The organism is Tepidiforma sp., assembly GCF_034433535.1.
Lineage (GTDB): Bacteria > Chloroflexota > Dehalococcoidia > Tepidiformales > Tepidiformaceae > Tepidiforma.
The window spans coordinates 1-16262 of the sequence record NZ_DAOUAO010000006.1 but is presented as its reverse complement, the minus strand read 5'-3'; the positions used below and the strand labels follow the sequence as shown (position 1 = coordinate 16262).

The following is a 16262-nucleotide window of genomic DNA, read 5'->3' as shown; positions in this document are numbered from 1 at the left end:
TGCCGCCGGTTCTACCCCCGAAGCGGAGGGGGAACGTGCGGCCAATGCGGCGGCAGCGCGCGCACCGCCACGATGGTCCTGCCGCTGTACGGGTTCGTGGCCGGCAAACCCACCAAACGCGGGCTCGGGGACGAACGGCCCCGGCGCCTGTGGGCGTCCGAGGTGTATTTCTTCGAACACAGCGGTGAGCCCGGACCCCTCTCGACGCTGTACGCGATGGGGGGAGCCACCGTAGCCGGCCGATTTTCGCGCAACGGCTGGCTGGCAGTGGTGAACACCGGCTCAGCTGGCAAAGGGTTTGGCTACTGTGCCGCTTGCGGCTATGCCTGGCCGAACGGCGCCAGGGCGGAAGGCCGAGGCGGCACAGCAAGAAGCAGGCATTCCAAGCCCGGAGGCCGTTTCCAGTGCGGCGGTCAGATGGTCACCCGGCATTTCGGGCACAAATTCGCCACCGACATGGCGGAATTCGTGCTTAGCGGGCTCACCCATGCGACCGAAGCCGAAGTCCGCTCGGTGCAGGCAGCGCTCGAGGAGGGGGCAGCGCGCGTGCTCAATGTCCCGCGAGGGGAACTGGGCAGTCTCTTTTATTACGATGGGCTCGACCCTGTGTTCGTGCTGTACGACAACGTCCCGGGCGGAGCCGGGCTGGCACGGTCTGCCCATGGCCGTGCAGAAGAGGTGCTCAGCGAAGCCTACCGGGTGACGCAGTGTGATAGTTGCGGTCCCGGTTCTTCGTGCTACAGGTGCCTGCGGACGTACGGAAACCAGCACTACCACGAAGAGCTCAACAGGACCGCGGCAAGCAGTTACCTGGCAGCGTTCGCGAACGGGTGAAGGGGCCTGACGCCAGGTCCCTCGTACCCCCGCCCTGGCGGCCCCCGCTACTCACCCGGCCTGGTGCAGCGGCCACGGGGGCGGATGCCGCTCGCCGCTGAGCATCCACCTGAGCAGCCACTCGACCTGCTCCAGGTCGCGTTGCGGGTCGGTGTTGCGGTACTGGCGCGGGTCGCGGTTGACGACCAGTTTCGTGGCAACGGCCCCGGCGACGCCGGGCCCCCGCTCGAGGGGCAGGTGATGAATGTGGTAGCCCGTCCAGCTGCGGTGGAAGTCGATGCTGCCCTCGCGCAGGAGCCCGACCCAGCGGTCGTCGAAATCCTCCGGCAGGAGACCCCTGGCCAGGGCGCGCAGCTCTTCGGGGGAAAATTCGCGCGAGTAGGGGAGTTCGACGCGCTGCCGGGGCATCGGCTGCACTTTCGTGAGCCAGTCGCGCATGTCCTCGAGGCGGTGTGGGTCAAGGTCGTGTTGCAGGTGCTTCGTCTCCTTTCCACGCAAAGGATGTCCCCGTCATCTCACGCACGACGCTGGCATCGCCGGGTGCGGCACCGAACCGTCGGTGTCCTCGGCCGTTGGGCATTCTGCCGCGAACCTGTGCGCCCGATTCGGGCCGGGGCGGGGGTCCCTGTGTTCGGGCCTGGGCCCTGCGCAGCGCCGGGGTCACCGGCCCCTGGGGGCGGCGGAGCGAGTGATCACGGCTCGCCAGCCCTGCTCTCTCTTCACCCCACCCCGTAGGCCGAGGGGTTCGCGAGGAAGGCCTTCTTGCAGGATGGCGCGCAGAAGGCGATGACCCGGCCGCCGTACTCCACCGTGTGCTGTGCTGTCGCCGGGTCCACATCCATCAGGCAGACGGGGTCGAGCCGTTCAAGGCCGTCGCTGTCGTCCGAATCCGGGGCAGCCAGCGGCTCCCAGGCTCCGCCCGGCGGCGGCAGGTAGCGTTCGTACACGTGGCCTTCGAGCCCGGCCGGCACCGGCAGCACCCGGCCTGCGGCCAGCATCGCCTCGGCGTAGTCGTACACCTGCGGGATGAGCTCGGCATCGTTGAGGTCGCACAGCCAGATGGCCCGGCCGTGGAGCAGCAGGAGGGCGTTGTTGCCGGCGACGCACGGCCCGAGGCAGCCGCTGAAGGTGAGGTGGAGCCGGCTGCGCAGGTTCCGCCGCTCCCATTCCCCGGCCCAGAGGGCGTGGTCGAATGGCATCCGCCCCTTCTCCTCCCAGCCGCAGCAGCAGCTCCCGCTCGCCTTCGAACAGACGAACAGGTTGCCGGCGAGGCGCACCACCCGGTAGGCCGCGCCGCGCGCGGTGACGCGGGTGGTCGAAAGCTTCGGGCGCGGGTTCGCATCCACGGGCGGGCTCCCCGGCTGGTCCTCACGTTCCATTCTGCCCGCCGGGTCAGGCGTCGACCAGCCCGCGCGACCGCAGGTAGCCGATGCGCGCCTCTGCCAGCTGGAGGAGCAGCACGGTGAGGAACGCGCTGCCGGCCATGAACGGGATCGACACGAAGCCGAACTGGTTCACGTATTTGCCCGTGCACGAAACCGAGCTGGAGGTGCAGAACTCCTGCTGCTCGGGAAACAGCTGGAGCTGGTAGTGATAGATGGAGATCGCGAGCCCAATGCCCGCCATCGCCACGATGTACTTCGGTTCGAGGCGGCCGCGGCTGACCACGGTCACGCCCAGCAGCACCGCCAGCGGGTACATGGCTATCCGCTGGTACCAGCAGAGGTCGCACGGCACAAAGCCGACCACGTTCGAGTAGTAGAGCGAGCCGGCCATCGCGATGGCGGCCACGGCGAACATCGCCCGCTGGCCGTGCCCGGTCACGAACCGGCGGACTGCCACGGCCCCGGGCAGCTCGGCGGCGAGGATGGTGAGCAGGGCGGCGAAGACGAGCGCGATCGCCCCCGCGGCGAGGATGGGCGAAACGTACTGCTCAGATTCCATGGCGGCTCCCCGCGGGCGGCGCGTGCTCTTCTCTCTAGTGTAGAGGCGGACGCGGTACCGTCCGGGGTCAACCGCCCCGGAAATGCCGACCACCCGGCCGCACCGAAAGGGTCCGGGAAAGCGCGAATCAGGCGGGGGTTGGCGCCGGCGCGAACCACCTCCGCCGCGCCCAGAGCGCCACGTACACCAGCGCCACCAGCACCGGCACTTCGATGAGCGGGCCGACCACGCCCGCCAGCGCCTGCCCGGAGGCCACGCCGAAGGTGCCGATCGCCACCGCAATAGCCAGTTCGAAGTTGTTGCCGGCAGCCGTGAAGGCGAGCGTGGCCGTGCGTTCGTAGCCGAGCCCCTGCGCACGGCCCCAGAGGAAGGCCACCGTCCACATGAGCACGAAATAAGCGAGGAGCGGCAGGGCGATGCGGGCGACATCGAGCGGCTGCGCGGTGATCGCTTCGCCCTGGATGGCGAACAGGATGACGATGGTGAAGAGCAGGCTGTAGAGCGCCCACGGCCCGATGCGCGGCAGGAACTGCCCCTCGTACCAGGCATCGCCACGCGCCCGCCGGCCGATGATGCTCGTCAGGGCGCCGAGCACGAGCGGGATGCCGAGGAAGATGAGCACCGACTTCGCGATATCCCAGAGGGCGATATCGATGGCCGTCTGTTCGAGCCCGAGCCAGCCGGGGAAGAGTTCGAGGTAGAAGTAGCCGAGGAAGGAGTAGGCCGCCACCTGGAATATCGAATTGAGCACCACCAGCACGGCCGCCGCCTCCGTATCGCCGCAGGCCAGCGAGTTCCAGATGAGGACCATCGCGATGCAGCGCGCGAGCCCCACGAGGATGATGCCCGTGCGGAACTCGGGCAGGTCGGGCAGGAACATCCACGCCAGCGCGAACATCAGCAGGGGCCCAACCAGCCAGTTCAGCAGCAGGGAGGAGGCGACCATCGGGCGGTCGGCGGTGACGGAGCCGAGGCGGTCGTACCGCACCTTCGCCAGCACCGGGTACATCATCCCGAGGAGGCCGATGGCAATCGGGAGCGAGGTGGTATCGATCTTGACCCGGTCGAGCTGGTCGTTCAGGCCGGGGAAGATGCGCCCAAGCAGCAGCCCTGCGGCCATCGCGAGGCCGATCCAGAGCGGCAGGAAGCGATCGAGCGTTGAGAGCTGGCGGATGACGGACGTTTCGAAGGCGTCCGCCGCGGCGACGGTGCGGGCCATGGAACCTCCGGAGCGAGGATGGTACCGGTCGAAGATGAACGGTTGGTAAACGGCCGGGCGCTCCGCTCCCGGCCGCCGAACACGCCAGTGCCTAGCAGCAGCCGCCCCGTTCGGCAGCGGCGCCGACTTCAGCCACTTCGCCGCCGCAGCAGGCAGACGCGGCTTCAGCGGGGGCGGGCGCCTGGGCATCATGGCAGCCGCAGTCGGGCCCGCACTCGCTCCCCGCAGGTGCGGACACAACACGGACCGGCTCCGCGAGCAGGCGGGAGACTTCCCTGGCAGTGACGCCGGCCGCGTGCCGCTGGACCTCACGCGCCGCTTCGACGGCTGCTTCGATTTCGGCGGGCGTTATGCCAAGCCCGAGCGCCTGGCCGATGTGCTTCCGCAGCTGGAGCAGGGCGTTCGCGCCCACCGCCGCGCCAATGGAGACGAACTCCTTTGCCCGGTTCGTGTCGTTGCAGCAGCCGGGCCCGACCTCGGCTGGCTGCCCGAGCTCTCGGCGAGCGTGCACGCTGAGCTCCTCTGCGCCGCTGCGCTTGACACACTCAGCATCGGCGATGGCCTGGAGCAGGGCTGCGCTGTCCAGGCCGACTTCGCGCCCCGCGCGGAGGTGGTACTCGGTGCAGGGGAAGCAGCCCGCACCGATGCTGGCACCGAGGGCGGCGAGCTCGCGTTCGGCAGGGGTCAGGTGAGTCATGACGGTTCCTCCTGGGGTGTTGGCATGGCATCCGCTGCCGACCAATCGTCGATGAAGCGGCAGAACTCGCAGTCCTCGGCCCGGCAGGTGCGGTCGCAGCGCTGGCCGTCGGCGAGAGACTCCTTCAGCAGGAGCAGCTCGGAGCGGAGCGCCTGCAGCTCGCGGATTGCCCGGTCGATATCGGCCAGCCGCTGTTCGAGAAGTACCCCCAGCCGGTCCTCGAATGAGCCGCAGCTCTCTCCGAAGGCAAGGTTGGCGAGCTCCCGGATGTCCTCGAGGCCAAGGCCCAGCAGCCGTGCGCGGCGGATCAGCCGCAGGCGGCGAACCGCGCTGGCGTCGTAGACCCGGTAGCCCGAGGGAGAACGCGGCGGAGGCGGCAGCAGCCCTTCCGACTCGTAGAACCGAATCGTTCTGGGACTGACGCCCGCCAGCTCCGCCACCCGGCGAATGGTGAGGGCTTCGGATGTCATGCGCACATCTTCGACCTTCCAGTAACTGGAAGGTCAACATCTCTCCCGGATGGGGACCAGTATGCCCGGCGCGAACGCGGACGTGCGCGACCCTGCGGCCCCTGCGGCGGGGGTCAGACGGCCCGTCCGAGGTGGCGGGCGAAGAACTCCTCCCAGGCCTGGCGCTCGTAGAGCGGGACCTGGACATGCCGGCCGGGGTTCGCGTGCAGCGTCTTCTCCTTCGAACCGAGGACATCGAAGAGTTTCAGCACCGAATCGCGCGGGGCCACCTCGTCGTCCCACTGGCACATCACCATCACGGGCACCGTGATCGCCCGCGCCGCCCGTTCGAACTCGTCGGAGCGGACGCCCGCGAGGCCGAGGACGGCGGCGTTGACGCGCGGTTCGGAGGCGATGAAGGGGACGCCGATGGCGGTGCCCATGGAGAGCCCCCACCAGCCGACGGGGCCTTCGCCCACTTCCGGCAGGGCGCGGGCGGCATCGAGCACCGCCTTCCACTCGCCCACGGCGCGGCTCACCCGGGCGGCGAGCTGCTTCATCCGCTCGGGGTCGATGGGCGGCAGGCTGGCGGCGCCGCGGAGGGCGCGGGCCTGGGCGAACTCGGCCTCGCTGGCGCGCTCCCCGTGGCCGGGGTTATCGATGCTGAGGCAGGCGTAGCCGTGGTGGCGGACGAAGCTGCGCGCCCTGGCGAGCAGGGTATCGACGCGCTTGTGCTGCATGCCGCCGTGGCAGAGGAGGAGGAGCGGGCGGGGGCCGCTGGCGCCCGCGGGCAGCCAGAGGATGCCGGGGACGCGCTCGCCGGCGATCTCCATGGCGAAGGAGCGCTCGGCGACGCCGTGTTCGATGGTTTCACTGGTGAACTGCATGGGTGGACCCTCCCGGTGGGATGCGGGCGCCCGGGGGAGGGTAGGGGCGCGCTCGGCCCCGGCGCTCGAACGCTGTTCGGCATTGTAGCGGCGTGGCGCGGGGGCGTGGAGGGGAGGGGCTACCGCCCGTGCCAGCCGGGGAGGGCCGCGGCCTGCCGCACCCAGTCCTCGAGCTGCGCCGCATCGAACCCGCCGGCAGGGATATCGACCCAGCGGCCATCCGGGTCCTTCCCGCGCCCGGGCGGCTCCGGCGCCAGCTTCGACCCCGCGAAGAAGGTGACTTTCACGTACTTCGTGAAGCAGTGCACGTTCGCGAACCAGCCCTGCCCTTCGACCCCGTAGAAGGGCGAGTTCCAGCGCACGGCCTTCTTCACCCCCGGCACCGTGCGCGTGACCAGCGCGTCGAAGCCCTCGACAATCTCGCGCTTCCAGCCGTCGAGCGCTTCGATGTAGGCGCGCACCGGGGCCTCGCCGTCGCCCTTCGGGATTTGCGGGTTGCCGCCGGCGAGCATACGGGGACGTTCGGGGCTGCTCATCGGCTGCCCCCGGCGGCCGATTTCGGCTTCGCACGCGCTGCGCGGAGCGCCTGGTTGCGGGCCACCGCCGCGCGCACGAGCTCTCGGAAGGCGTCCGGGTCGGGGAATTCGCCCTCGCGCAGGTCGATGGCGCGGCGCAGGTTGCCGCCGAACCCGGCGTTGAACAGGCCCGCCGGGTCTGGCAGTTCCGCACCGCGGGCGAAGGTGAGTTTCACGTAGCCTCTGAAGGCGCCGCCGGTGCAGATGATGCCATCGTGCTCCCAGGTGGGGGTGCCCGGCGAGGATGGCCGGACCCACTTCCACGTCTCGACGACCCCCGGGTCGGCCTCGCGGATGAGGGCGCGCAGGCGGGCCAGCGTATCGCCGCGCCAGTCGCCGAGGTCGGCCAGGTAGCGGTCGATCTCGCCCGGGCCGTTGCCGGCGGGCGTTTCGTTGCTCACGGCGTCACTCCCCGCGGCCGGGGCGGGCCGCTCGCCGGCAGGATAGCGGAACGGGCCCGGGTGGTGCACCCGGGCCCGCGCTGGACAGGTTCCGCTGCGAACGTCTCAGCTGTGGAGGTCGAACCGGTCGAGGTTCATGACCTTGTCCCAGGCGGCGATGAAGTCGCGCACGAACTTCTCCTGGGCATCGTCGCAGGCGTAGACCTCGGCGAGGGCGCGCAGCTCGGAGTTCGCGCCGAAGATGAGGTCGGCGCGGGTGGCCGTCCACTTCGTCGCGCCGGTGGCCCGGTCGCGGCCTTCGAACTCCTCCTCAGCTTCGGAGGTCGGGGCCCACTCGGTCCGCATATCCAGGAGGTTGACGAAGAAGTCGTTGGTGAGGACGCCGGGCCGCTCGGTGAGCACGCCGAGCTTCGTTTCGCCGCTGTTCGCGCCGAGGACGCGCAGGCCGCCGACGAGGACGGTCATCTCGGGCGGGGTGAGCGTGAGCAGCGCCGCCTTTTCGACCAGCAGGTGCTCGGCGCGCTTCTTCAGGCCGGGCTTGCGGAAGTTGCGGAAGCCATCGGCTTTCGGCTCGAGGTAGCTGAACGACTCGACCTCCGTCTGCTCCTGGGTGGCATCGTTGCGGCCCGGCGTGAACGGCACGCTGACATTGAAGCCGGCCTTCTTCGCCGCCTCTTCGACGGCCGCACAGCCGCCGAGGACGATGAGGTCGGCGAGCGAGACCCTCTTGCCGCCGGTCGCGCTGGCGTTGAACTGCTGCTGGAGCTGTTCGAGCTGCGCAATGACCCGGGCGATGCGGGGCGGGTCGTTCGCGGGCCAGTCCTTCTGCGGGGCGAGGCGGATGCGCGCGCCGTTGGCGCCGCCGCGGCGGTCGGTGCCGCGGAAGGTCGAGGCCGACGCCCAGGCGGTGAAGACGAGGTCGGAGATGCCCAGGCCGGAGCCGAGGATCTGCGCCTTCAGGGCGGCGATGTCGTTGGCGTCGATGAGCTGGTAGTCGACCGGCGGGATCGGGTCCTGCCAGGTCCAGGTCTCCTTCGGCACGAGCGGCCCGACATAGCGGGTCACGGGGCCGAGGTCGCGGTGGATGAGCTTGAACCAGGCGCGGGCGAAGGCATCCTCGAGCTCCTCGGGGTGTTCGAGGAAGCGGCGGGAGATCTTCTCGTAGATGGGGTCCATGCGCAGCGCGATGTCCGTCGTGAGCATGACGGGCGTGTGCCGCTTGTTCGGGTCGTGCGCATCGGGAACGAGGTTCTTCGCCTCGGGGTCAGTGGGCACCCATTGCCAGGCCCCCGCCGGGCTCTTGGTCAGGTCCCAGTTGTACTTGAAGAGGGTCTCGAGGAAGGAGTTGTCCCACTTCGTGGGCGTGGGGGTCCAGGCGCCTTCCAGGCCGCTGGTGTAGGCATCCGCGCCCTTGCCGCTGCCGTAGCTGTTCTTCCAGCCGAGGCCCTGCTGGTGGAGCGGCGCCCCGGCCGGCTCGGGGCCGACGTAGCTGGCGGGGTTGGCGCCGTGCGTCTTGCCGAAGGTGTGCCCGCCAACGATGAGCGCGACGGTCTCCTCATCGTTCATGGCCATGCGGCCGAACGATTCGCGGATGTCCTTCGCGGCGGCGAGGGCGCTGGGGACGGCGTTGGGGCCCTCGGGGTTCACATAGATGAGGCCCATCTGGACCGCGGCGTAGGGCTCCTCGAGCTCGCGCTCGCCGAGGTGGCGCTCGTCGCCGAGCCACTCATCCTCCGGGCCCCAGTCGATATCCTCCGGCTCCCACACATCCTCGCGGCCGAAGGCGAAGCCGGCCGTCTTGAAGCCCATCGATTCGAGCGCGCAGTTGCCGGCGAAGGCGATGAGGTCGGCCCAGGAGAGCTTCTTGCCGTACTTCTTCTTGATCGGCCAGAGGAGGCGCTTGGCCTTATCGAGGTTGGCGTTATCGGGCCAGCTGCCCAGCGGTTCGAAGCGGATCGCGCCGCGGGAGGCGCCGCCGCGTCCATCGTGGACGCGGTAGGTGCCGGCGGCGTGCCAGGTGAGGCGGATGAAGAGCGGGCCGTAGTGGCCGTAGTCGGCGGGCCACCAGTCCTGCGAGGTGGTCATCACCTCGTAGATGTCGCGGCGCAGCTGCTCGACATCGAGGTTCTTGAGCTCTTCCCGGTAGTTGTAGCCGGGGTCCATGGGGTCGGAGTTGGGGTGATTCTGGCGGAGCAGGCTGAGGTCGGGCTGGTTGGGCCACCAGTCCCGGTTGCGCTTGCCTTTGAGCTTCATGAGGCCTTCGGTGGACATCGCGCTGGGTTCGAAACCTCCCGTGTGGTGCGTTGGGCGAAGGGATGCGGCCGTGCGGGGCCGCCCGCGCGCCAGCCCGGAGAACTGGACTGTTTCCAGAACTGGTGCCGGTCCATTCTAGCAGCGGTCGGGAGGGGGCGGAAGGCGGGAGGTCCGCGTTTCGAAGGCGCGTGAAGGCGAAATGCTACCCGGTGCGCGTGCCCCCGTGCGCCTTCTGCCAGGCGCCGATGGAGCCGAGACAGCAGCCGGCCGAGGGGTTGAGCACATCGCAGGCGCAATCCCCGGCGCGGACCCGCTCGCGGATGAAGGCGACCGTCTCGGCGGCACCGGGCGCGAGCGCATCGGCTCCGCTGACATCGAAGCAGTAGCAGAGGAGGTCGGCCGCGTTGCCGGTCTTGTACGCGGGCGGGCGGCGGAGGTCGGCGGCATCGAACCGCAGGCCGCCGCCGATGAACACGGCCGGGCAATCGGCAGCGGCGCAGAAGCCGAACGCCTCGACCGCCTCGATCCCGCGGCCGGCCGGGCGGCGAACCTGGCGCATCACGTGGGCGGCGCTGACGGTCCGAAGCCGACCGCTGCATGCCGGGCAGCCCTCAGCAGCCGCAGGCTGACGCGGCGCGCAGGCCATGCCGCCTTCGGCCAGGCCGCAGCAGTCGTCGGTTGGGGTGGTCATGTGGTTCCTCCTTTGGCGGCGGGCCGCCGGCGTTTCGCGGGCGATTGGGGGCCCGGCGGCCCCATTTCGATGATGCGGGCGCAGTCGCAGGGGCTGAGCGGCCCGCCGCAGTCCGTGGTTGGGCTCACCCCGCGGATGGCGTCGCCCAGGGCGCGAAGCCGTTCGGCTGCGGCAGCGAGTGCGGCGAGCCGGGCTTCGATGCGGGCGAGCGCCTCGCCGGTGGTGGCAGCGAGGGCGGCCTGGAGGTCGGCGCAGCTCCCTTCGTGGAAGACGGCGACAAGCGCCGCGATCTGGCGCGGCGGCAGGCCGAGCTCGCGCAGGGCAGCCGCGAAGCGGACGGTTTCGAGATGGGCGCGGGTGTAGGCCCGGTAGCCGCTGGCGCGCCGGGGCGGCTGCGGCAGCACCCCGGTCCGTTCGTACCAGCGGATGGTATCGATGGGGAGGCCGGCCTCGCGCGCCACCTCGCCGATGGTGAGCAATTCCGCCATGCCCCCAGCCTAAACCCTTGAGTGGCTCGAGGGTCAACGGGCCGGGTCCCAGGATGCGGGCGGGCCCCGCCGCCCTTGCGATTGGGCTATCCTCCGCGCGGAGGGAGACCATGAGCACCGAACCGGATTGGGCCCGGCCCGTCGTGCACTGGGAGATCCGCGCGCGCGAACCCGGCCGGCTGCGGGCGTTCTACGCCAGCCTCTTCAACTGGGCGATCAGCGATGGCCCGGTGATGACCATCCCGCCGGGCATCGGCGGGCCGGAGCCGGGCCCGGCGGGCCACATCGTGGCGGGCGATCACCCGGGCGTCGTGCTCTACATCCAGGTGCGGGACCTCCGCGCCTCGCTCGAGAAGGCGGTCGCGCTGGGCGGGACCATCCTGCGCGAGCCGTTCGATGTGCCCAACGGCCCCACCCTCGCGCGCATCGCCGACCCGGAGGGCAACGCCGTGGTGCTGGTGCAGCAGTGATGGGGGTCAGTTCGGGGTTGACAGGCGCTGGTGGCATGCCAGCTCGTACGTTGCGCAGCCTGCTGTAGCTCGCGAGGCGCGAGGTGGGAGCCGTCGTGAACCAGCCCACCGATTCCGCCGGGAACGTGCACCCCGCCAACCCGACGATGCGCATTGGCGGCCGCGACTTCTGGAAGCCGCTGCGTCTCGCTGAGCTGGCCGCCGAACAGGGTGCCGGTCCGGTGTTTGATGTCGCGGCCCTTGCCCAGCCCGCGTGGGCGGATGTCGACGATATCGAGGAGGACCTTCGCGCCCTTCGGACGGGGGACTGAATAGCGGCGGAGCACCGCCTCTCCGGCATGAACTGCGCGCTCCGCCTCCTCCGGGCCCCCTACTCCCCCAGCGCCTCGCGGATGACCTCTGAGGCGTCCGAGGCGTAGACGAAGCGCAGGTCCTTGCGCGCCTCCTCCGGCACGTCCTCGGTGTCGCGTTCGTTGTCCTTCGGCAGGATGACCGTGCGGATGCCGGCCCGGTGCGCGGCCAGCACCTTCTCCTTGATGCCGCCCACCGGCAGCACCCGCCCGTGCAGCGTGATCTCCCCCGTCATCGCCAGATCGCTGCGCACCGGGCGGCCGCGCGCCAGCGAAACGAGCGCCGTCGCCATCGTCACCCCCGCGGAGGGGCCGTCCTTCGGCACCGCGCCGGCGGGCACGTGGACGTGCAGCGCTTTCCGCTCGAAGAAGCCGGGGTCGATGCCCAGCCGGTCTGCGTTCGAACGGACCCAGGTGAGGGCGGCCTGCACGCTCTCGCGCATCACGTCGCCCAGCTGGCCCGTCAGGATCAGCCGCTCCTCGGCGGCCGGCATGGCGGCGGCCTCCACCTGCAGCACATCGCCGCCGGCGGGCGTCCAGGCGAGCCCCGTGGCGATGCCGGGACGGTCGATCCGCACGGCCGCATCCTCGGGGAGCCGCGGCCGCCCGAGGTAGGTTTCGACATCGCCGGCGGCCACCGTCACCGGGGTCGCGGCCCCTTCGACCACGCGCCGGGCAACCCGCCGGACCACGCCGGCGATCTCCCGTTCGAGCGCGCGCACACCGGCCTCGCGGGTGTACCGCCGGATGATCAGCCGCAACGCACCGGGTTCGAACGCCACCTCGCCCGGCTGGAGGCCGTGGGCGCGCAGCTGCCGCGGGACGAGGTAGCGTTCGGCGATGTGCAGCTTCTCCTCTTCGGTGTAGCCGGAGAGCTGCATCACCTCCATGCGGTCGCGCAGGGGCGGCGAAATCGTGTCGAGCGTGTTGGCGGTGGCGATGAAGAGCACCGCGGAGAGGTCAAAGGGCACGCCGAGGTAGGTATCGGTGAAGCGATGGTTCTGGGCCGGGTCGAGCACCTCGAGCAGGGCCGCGGCCGGGTCGCCGCGCCAGTCGCTGCCGACCTTGTCGATCTCGTCGAGCATGATGACGGGGTCGCGCGTGCCGGCCTGGCGGAGGGCCTGGATGATGCGGCCGGGCAGCGCGCCGATGTACGTGCGGCGGTGGCCCCGGATCTCGGCTTCATCGTGCAGGCCGCCGAGGGCGACGCGCGCGAACTGGCGGTCCAGCGCGCGGGCGATCGACTGCCCGAGGCTCGTCTTGCCGACGCCGGGCGGGCCCACGAAGCAGAGGATCGGCTCGGCGCCGGTGCGGTCGGCCGGGGGCGGGGCCTCGCCCTCCTGCTGTTCCGCTGCGAGCCGCTCGGCGCGCAGCTTGCGCACGGCGAGGTAATCGAGGATGCGGTCCTTGATCCTCTCGAGGTCGTAGTGGTCCTCATCGAGCACGCGGCGGGCGCGCTCGATATCGATGGCGCCGCCGGAGAGCCGGTTCCAGGGGAGGCTCACCATCCAATCGAGGTAGGTGCGAATCATGCCCTGCTCGGGCGAGCCGGGCGGCAGCAGCGCGAGCCGGTCGAGTTCGCGCTCGGCCTCGGCGCGGGCCTCCGGCGGCATGCCGGCCTCTTCGATCTTGCGCCGCAACTCGGCGATCTCCTCGCCCTCGCCTTCGCCCAGCTCCTTCTGGATCGACCGAAGCTGTTCGCGCAGGAAGTATTCGCGCTGCGATTTCGAAAGCCGCTGCTCGGTTTCCTCGGCGATCTTGCGGCCGAGTTCGCGGACGGCGATCTCGTGCTGGATGAAGTCGATCAGCCGGCGGAGCTTGTCTTCGACGGTATCGAGTTCGAGCAGCTCCTGGCGCTGGTCGCCGCGCAGGGGGAGAGCAGCGCCGACGAGGTAGGCGAGCTGGAGGGGGTCGGAGAGGCCCTCGGCGGCGGCCACGAACTCCTGCGGCACCTGGGTGACCGCGGCCAGCCGGGAGAGGAGGTCGAGCACGGCCCGGCGGAGGACGTCGGCCTCGGGCCCCTCGGCGGGGCGCTCGGGCGCCGGTTCGACGCGTGCCCGCAGGTAGGGTTCCTCCTGCGTGAATTCGAGGATGCGCACGCGCTGCATCCCCTGCACCACCACCGAAAGGGTGCCGTCGCCGGTGCGGGCGAGGTGGTGGATGACGCCGATGGTGGCCACCCGGTGGACGTGCGCCGGGCCGGCAAGGTCCACGTCGTCGGTCGATTGCCCGACGAAGACGATGCGGCGGTCGCCGCGCATGGCGTCATCGATGAGGCGGACGGAGCGCGGCTGCCCGACGGCGAGGGGCATGACGGCGAAGGGGAAGACGACGGTGCCGCCGCGGAGCGGCATCACGGGCAGGTCGAGCGGCCCGGTCGCCTCTTCGGGGAGGGTCTCGGCGGTCGGTTCGTCGCTCACCGGTCACCTCCTTCGCGCAGGCGGGGGAAGTCGAGGGTCAGGAGGCCGTCCTGGTAGGAGGCCGTGGTCCGCTCGGGGTCGATCGGCCAGGGCAGCGGGATCTCGCGGCGGAAGGCGCCCTGGCGGATCTCGGCGGTGCGGTAGCAGGCATCGGGCGGCGGCGGCGGGAGGCGGCGCTGCCCTTCGATGACGACGGCGTCTTCGTAAAAGACGACGTCGACCTCCTCGAGGGCGACGCCGGGGAGTTCGATGACCGCGCGCAGGCCGGCTGCGGTTTCGAAGATATCGGCGGCGGGGCGCCACCAGGTGGGGGCCAAGCGGACCGGCTGGCGGGCCGTGGCGAAGCCGCTGAGCGGCTCGGGGGTGCCGGTGCCGACGATGAACGCGTAGCGATAGCTGATGCGGCGGTACCGCATGGCGCCTCCCGCGGGGCGATGCCGCCCGGCCCGGGGTGCGGGCCGCGACTGCCTTCAGCATGGCCGGGCCGCGCGCCGGCGGCAAGGGGCACCCGGCGGCGGTGCTAGGGCCGCGCGGCCGTCTGCCCCGCTATCTTCCGCCGCCCCGCCAGCGGCCGAGCAGCCTCAGCAGCTCATCGACCGGGAAGGCGAGGGCATGAAGCGAGACGACGAGGATGGCGGCGGTGACCCCGGTCAGCTCATCGGGGCCGGCGCCGGTCACGTCCTGCCAGGCCAGCGCCAGCGCTGCGATGACCGCCAGCACGGCGGCCAGGGTGGTGCGGACCTTCGCGTGGTAGCCGTTCATGCCAGCCTCCGCGCGAGCGCTGCCGCCAGCACCGGCGGTAGGCCCAGGGCGCACGCGGCCAGCAGGCCGCCCATGGGCCCGGTGGCGGCGGCAACCAGGCCAGCGCCCGCGCCCTGGGCGAGGGCAACCGCGGCGCGCCGGGCCGGGGTGAGGGTGGTAAGGTGCATCGAACTGCCTCCCGGGGGTGGTGGTGCCACCACCGTCCCACGCGGGGGCTGCAGCGCCAATCGCGCGCCGTCACCGCCCCGCGCACAGGCACGCAAAAAGCGGGCCCGGGAACGTTCCCGGGCCCGCCCAGCCAGGGCGTTGCGGAGCGGCTCCTACTTCTTGCTGACGTCGATGACCTCGCCGAAGAGGTCCCATTTCTTCGCCGAGGGGTTGAACTTCGCCAGCTGCTCGGCCTGGATCGGGTAGTAGTCCGGGTTGGCCGAATCGACCGGCGAGGTGTTGATCAGGATGCCCGGCAGGAGGGTATCGACGCGCAGGTCCTTGATGGAGGTGGCCTGCTTCAGGATGTTCTCCCGGGTCAGGTTGTTGCCGGCCCGCTTCAGCACCCCTTCGACGAGCGTCTGGGCCACGCTGTAGCCGTAGACGTTGAAGCCATCGTTCGGGTTGCCGTCCGGGTAGTACTTCTTCATGAAGGCCAGGTAATCCTGGATGGCCTTGTCGTTGGCCCACTGCGGGTCGGCCGGGTCCTTGATGTAGAACGTCGTGATGATATTGGAGAGGTCCGCGCCCTGCTGGGACGCCGGGTCCATCACCGACGGGATCGAGGACGACACCGAGTTCAGCAGGATGAAGGGCTTCCAGCCGACCTGGGTTGCCGTGATGAGGGCCTGGGTGGCGAACTTCGGCGTGGCGACGAGATAGAAGGTATCGGCCCCGGACTCCTTCAGCTGGGTAACCTGGGCGCTCACCGAGGCATCTGTCGTCGCGTAGGTAACTTCCTTGACGATGGTGACCTTCGAGTTGGTCGCCGTGATGGCCTTCTTCAGGCCTTCAACGTAGTCCTTCCCGTAGTCGTCGTTCTGGTAGAGGATGGCGATTTTCGCGTTGGGCTTTTCTTTGTTCAGGTACGTGATGTAGATGGCGGCCTCAGACTGGTAGTCCGGCTGCCAGCCGAGCGTCCACGGGTGGCTCTTGGGGTCAGCACCCCACTTCGAGGCGCCAGTCGCCACGAAGATGTGCGGGATCTTCTGCTGGTTCAGGTAGTCCCAGATAGCGGTGTTCGGCGGCGTGCCGAGGGTATTGAAGACGAAGAGCACCTTCTCCTGTTCGACGAGCGACCGGGCGCACTGCACGGTCTTATCGGGCGAATACTGGTCGTCCTGGGTGACGAACGTGAGCTTACGCCCATTCACGCCGCCCTGTTCGTTGACCATCTTGAAATAGGCTTCGATGACCTTCCCGATGGTGCCGTAGGCGGCCGCCGGGCCCGAATACGGGTAGCAGCTGCCGAGCTTGATCTCCGTATCGGAGGCGCCGGTGTCGTACTTCTTGACGTCCTGCTGCTCCGTCGGGCTGGCGGCCGCGGTGGCCTCTCCGCCGGGCGCCGGCGTCGTCCCCTCGTCGTCGTCATCGCCGCCGCAGGCAACGGCGAGGACCATGGCGACCGCGGCCAACAGGGTCAGCAGCGCGGTCCAGCGGAAGCGGTTCCTCATCTGGTGCGAGTCCCTCCTCAGAATGGGTTTGCCTTCACATGCCCGCAGGGGCATGAGAATGCCGGTCTCAGCGCGGCGCGCGCGCCTCGGCTGCCGCTGCCCCGGCGCCGGCCGAGGCCCCGCCGGCTTCGGCCGCGGGCTTGCGCAGGCGCAGGCCGCTG

At 70.3% G+C, this 16262-nt stretch carries 20 protein-coding genes; 3 read left to right on the top strand and 17 right to left on the bottom strand.

Features of this window, described 5'->3' with window-relative positions; translation table 11 throughout:
- The coding region (locus tag VAE46_RS00585; RefSeq protein ID WP_322794957.1) for a DUF1998 domain-containing protein at nt 1–834 on the top strand (834 nt) is incomplete at its 5' end.
- 51 nt (nt 835–885) lie between these two features.
- Here the strand turns inward: VAE46_RS00585 and VAE46_RS00580 are convergent.
- The 12 genes from VAE46_RS00580 to VAE46_RS00525 all read right to left on the bottom strand — a co-directional run bounded on the left by VAE46_RS00580 (nt 886) and on the right by VAE46_RS00525 (nt 10438).
- On the bottom strand, nt 886–1272 hold the full coding sequence (locus VAE46_RS00580; protein WP_322794956.1) for a hypothetical protein: 387 nt from the start codon (nt 1270–1272) through the stop codon (nt 886–888).
- Nucleotides 1273–1553: 281 nt separating this feature from the next.
- Nucleotides 1554–2180 carry a YHS domain-containing protein gene (locus tag VAE46_RS00575; protein ID WP_322794955.1) on the bottom strand — a complete coding sequence of 209 codons (627 nt, stop codon included), beginning with the start codon at nt 2178–2180 and terminating at the stop codon, nt 1554–1556.
- Between the two features lie 46 nt (nt 2181–2226).
- Entirely contained in the window at nt 2227–2778 is a 552-nt protein-coding gene (locus VAE46_RS00570) for a disulfide oxidoreductase (protein WP_322794954.1), read from the bottom strand.
- A gap of 127 nt (nt 2779–2905) precedes the next feature.
- Nucleotides 2906–3997, bottom strand: a complete 1092-nt coding sequence (arsB, locus tag VAE46_RS00565) for an ACR3 family arsenite efflux transporter (protein WP_322794953.1) — start codon at nt 3995–3997, stop codon at nt 2906–2908.
- A gap of 91 nt (nt 3998–4088) precedes the next feature.
- Complete coding sequence (locus VAE46_RS00560; protein WP_322794952.1) at nt 4089–4694, bottom strand: carboxymuconolactone decarboxylase family protein; 606 nt, start codon at nt 4692–4694, stop codon at nt 4089–4091.
- Complete coding sequence (locus VAE46_RS00555) at nt 4691–5164, bottom strand: MerR family transcriptional regulator (protein ID WP_322794951.1); 474 nt, start codon at nt 5162–5164, stop codon at nt 4691–4693. Before VAE46_RS00555 ends, VAE46_RS00560 begins: the two co-directional genes overlap by 4 nt.
- A 113-nt stretch (nt 5165–5277) precedes the next feature.
- Nucleotides 5278–6030 (bottom strand): alpha/beta hydrolase family protein, encoded by a 753-nt coding sequence (locus tag VAE46_RS00550; protein ID WP_322794950.1) that lies wholly within the window; start codon nt 6028–6030, stop codon nt 5278–5280.
- Between the two features lie 119 nt (nt 6031–6149).
- The gene (locus tag VAE46_RS00545; RefSeq protein ID WP_322794949.1) at nt 6150–6566 is read right to left on the bottom strand and encodes a DUF1801 domain-containing protein; all 417 of its coding nucleotides are present in this window, start codon (nt 6564–6566) and stop codon (nt 6150–6152) included.
- On the bottom strand, nt 6563–7006 hold the full coding sequence (locus VAE46_RS00540) for a DUF1801 domain-containing protein (RefSeq protein ID WP_322794948.1): 444 nt from the start codon (nt 7004–7006) through the stop codon (nt 6563–6565). Before VAE46_RS00540 ends, VAE46_RS00545 begins: the two co-directional genes overlap by 4 nt.
- Nucleotides 7007–7111: 105 nt before the next feature.
- On the bottom strand, nt 7112–9277 hold the full coding sequence (gene katG / locus VAE46_RS00535) for a catalase/peroxidase HPI (RefSeq protein WP_322794947.1): 2166 nt from the start codon (nt 9275–9277) through the stop codon (nt 7112–7114).
- A gap of 184 nt (nt 9278–9461) precedes the next feature.
- Nucleotides 9462–9950: a putative iron-sulfur cluster-binding metallochaperone gene (locus VAE46_RS00530; protein ID WP_322794946.1), complete on the bottom strand. Its 489-nt coding sequence runs from the start codon at nt 9948–9950 to the stop codon at nt 9462–9464.
- Nucleotides 9947–10438 carry a MerR family transcriptional regulator gene (locus VAE46_RS00525; protein ID WP_322794945.1) on the bottom strand — a complete coding sequence of 164 codons (492 nt, stop codon included), beginning with the start codon at nt 10436–10438 and terminating at the stop codon, nt 9947–9949. The genes VAE46_RS00530 and VAE46_RS00525 overlap by 4 nt, the downstream gene beginning before the upstream one ends.
- A 110-nt stretch (nt 10439–10548) precedes the next feature.
- Here VAE46_RS00525 and VAE46_RS00520 point away from each other — a divergent pair, with 110 nt between their 5' ends.
- Both VAE46_RS00520 and VAE46_RS00515 read left to right on the top strand, forming a co-directional pair.
- On the top strand, nt 10549–10908 hold the full coding sequence (locus tag VAE46_RS00520) for a VOC family protein (RefSeq protein WP_322794944.1): 360 nt from the start codon (nt 10549–10551) through the stop codon (nt 10906–10908).
- 95 nt (nt 10909–11003) lie between these two features.
- Nucleotides 11004–11219, top strand: a complete 216-nt coding sequence (locus tag VAE46_RS00515; protein ID WP_322794943.1) for a hypothetical protein — start codon at nt 11004–11006, stop codon at nt 11217–11219.
- Between the two features lie 59 nt (nt 11220–11278).
- On the opposite strand, the gene lon is transcribed toward VAE46_RS00515, so the two are convergent.
- From lon to VAE46_RS00490, 5 genes are all read right to left on the bottom strand, one after another.
- Entirely contained in the window at nt 11279–13612 is a 2334-nt protein-coding gene (gene lon / locus VAE46_RS00510) for an endopeptidase La (protein WP_416223920.1), read from the bottom strand.
- Nucleotides 13613–13674: 62 nt separating this feature from the next.
- A complete protein-coding gene (locus VAE46_RS00505; protein ID WP_322794941.1) occupies nt 13675–14094 on the bottom strand; it encodes an Hsp20/alpha crystallin family protein in 420 nt (139 codons plus the stop codon).
- Nucleotides 14095–14224: 130 nt separating this feature from the next.
- The gene (locus VAE46_RS00500; RefSeq protein ID WP_322794940.1) at nt 14225–14440 is read right to left on the bottom strand and encodes a hypothetical protein; all 216 of its coding nucleotides are present in this window, start codon (nt 14438–14440) and stop codon (nt 14225–14227) included.
- Nucleotides 14437–14607, bottom strand: a complete 171-nt coding sequence (locus VAE46_RS00495) for a hypothetical protein (protein ID WP_322794939.1) — start codon at nt 14605–14607, stop codon at nt 14437–14439. Before VAE46_RS00495 ends, VAE46_RS00500 begins: the two co-directional genes overlap by 4 nt.
- A gap of 153 nt (nt 14608–14760) precedes the next feature.
- Complete coding sequence (locus VAE46_RS00490; RefSeq protein WP_322794938.1) at nt 14761–16101, bottom strand: ABC transporter substrate-binding protein; 1341 nt, start codon at nt 16099–16101, stop codon at nt 14761–14763.
- Nucleotides 16102–16262: the final 161 nt, after the last annotated feature.

What these genes read in the sequence shown, in the direction of transcription:
- VAE46_RS00580 (WP_322794956.1), bottom strand. Translation starts at nt 1,272, where the DNA reads ATGCGCGACTGGCTCACGAAAGTGCAGCCGATGCCCCGGCAGCGCGTC.
- VAE46_RS00570 (WP_322794954.1), bottom strand. Translation starts at nt 2,778, where the DNA reads ATGGAATCTGAGCAGTACGTTTCGCCCATCCTCGCCGCGGGGGCGATC.
- arsB (WP_322794953.1), bottom strand. Translation starts at nt 3,997, where the DNA reads ATGGCCCGCACCGTCGCCGCGGCGGACGCCTTCGAAACGTCCGTCATC.
- VAE46_RS00560 (WP_322794952.1), bottom strand. Translation starts at nt 4,694, where the DNA reads ATGACTCACCTGACCCCTGCCGAACGCGAGCTCGCCGCCCTCGGTGCC.
- VAE46_RS00555 (WP_322794951.1), bottom strand. Translation starts at nt 5,164, where the DNA reads ATGACATCCGAAGCCCTCACCATTCGCCGGGTGGCGGAGCTGGCGGGC.
- VAE46_RS00550 (WP_322794950.1), bottom strand. Translation starts at nt 6,030, where the DNA reads ATGCAGTTCACCAGTGAAACCATCGAACACGGCGTCGCCGAGCGCTCC.
- VAE46_RS00545 (WP_322794949.1), bottom strand. Translation starts at nt 6,566, where the DNA reads ATGAGCAGCCCCGAACGTCCCCGTATGCTCGCCGGCGGCAACCCGCAA.
- katG (WP_322794947.1), bottom strand. Translation starts at nt 9,277, where the DNA reads ATGTCCACCGAAGGCCTCATGAAGCTCAAAGGCAAGCGCAACCGGGAC.
- VAE46_RS00530 (WP_322794946.1), bottom strand. Translation starts at nt 9,950, where the DNA reads ATGACCACCCCAACCGACGACTGCTGCGGCCTGGCCGAAGGCGGCATG.
- VAE46_RS00525 (WP_322794945.1), bottom strand. Translation starts at nt 10,438, where the DNA reads ATGGCGGAATTGCTCACCATCGGCGAGGTGGCGCGCGAGGCCGGCCTC.
- VAE46_RS00520 (WP_322794944.1), top strand. Translation starts at nt 10,549, where the DNA reads ATGAGCACCGAACCGGATTGGGCCCGGCCCGTCGTGCACTGGGAGATC.
- lon (WP_416223920.1), bottom strand. Translation starts at nt 13,612, where the DNA reads ATGCCGCTCCGCGGCGGCACCGTCGTCTTCCCCTTCGCCGTCATGCCC.
- VAE46_RS00505 (WP_322794941.1), bottom strand. Translation starts at nt 14,094, where the DNA reads ATGCGGTACCGCCGCATCAGCTATCGCTACGCGTTCATCGTCGGCACC.
- VAE46_RS00500 (WP_322794940.1), bottom strand. Translation starts at nt 14,440, where the DNA reads ATGAACGGCTACCACGCGAAGGTCCGCACCACCCTGGCCGCCGTGCTG.
- VAE46_RS00495 (WP_322794939.1), bottom strand. Translation starts at nt 14,607, where the DNA reads ATGCACCTTACCACCCTCACCCCGGCCCGGCGCGCCGCGGTTGCCCTC.
- VAE46_RS00490 (WP_322794938.1), bottom strand. Translation starts at nt 16,101, where the DNA reads ATGAGGAACCGCTTCCGCTGGACCGCGCTGCTGACCCTGTTGGCCGCG.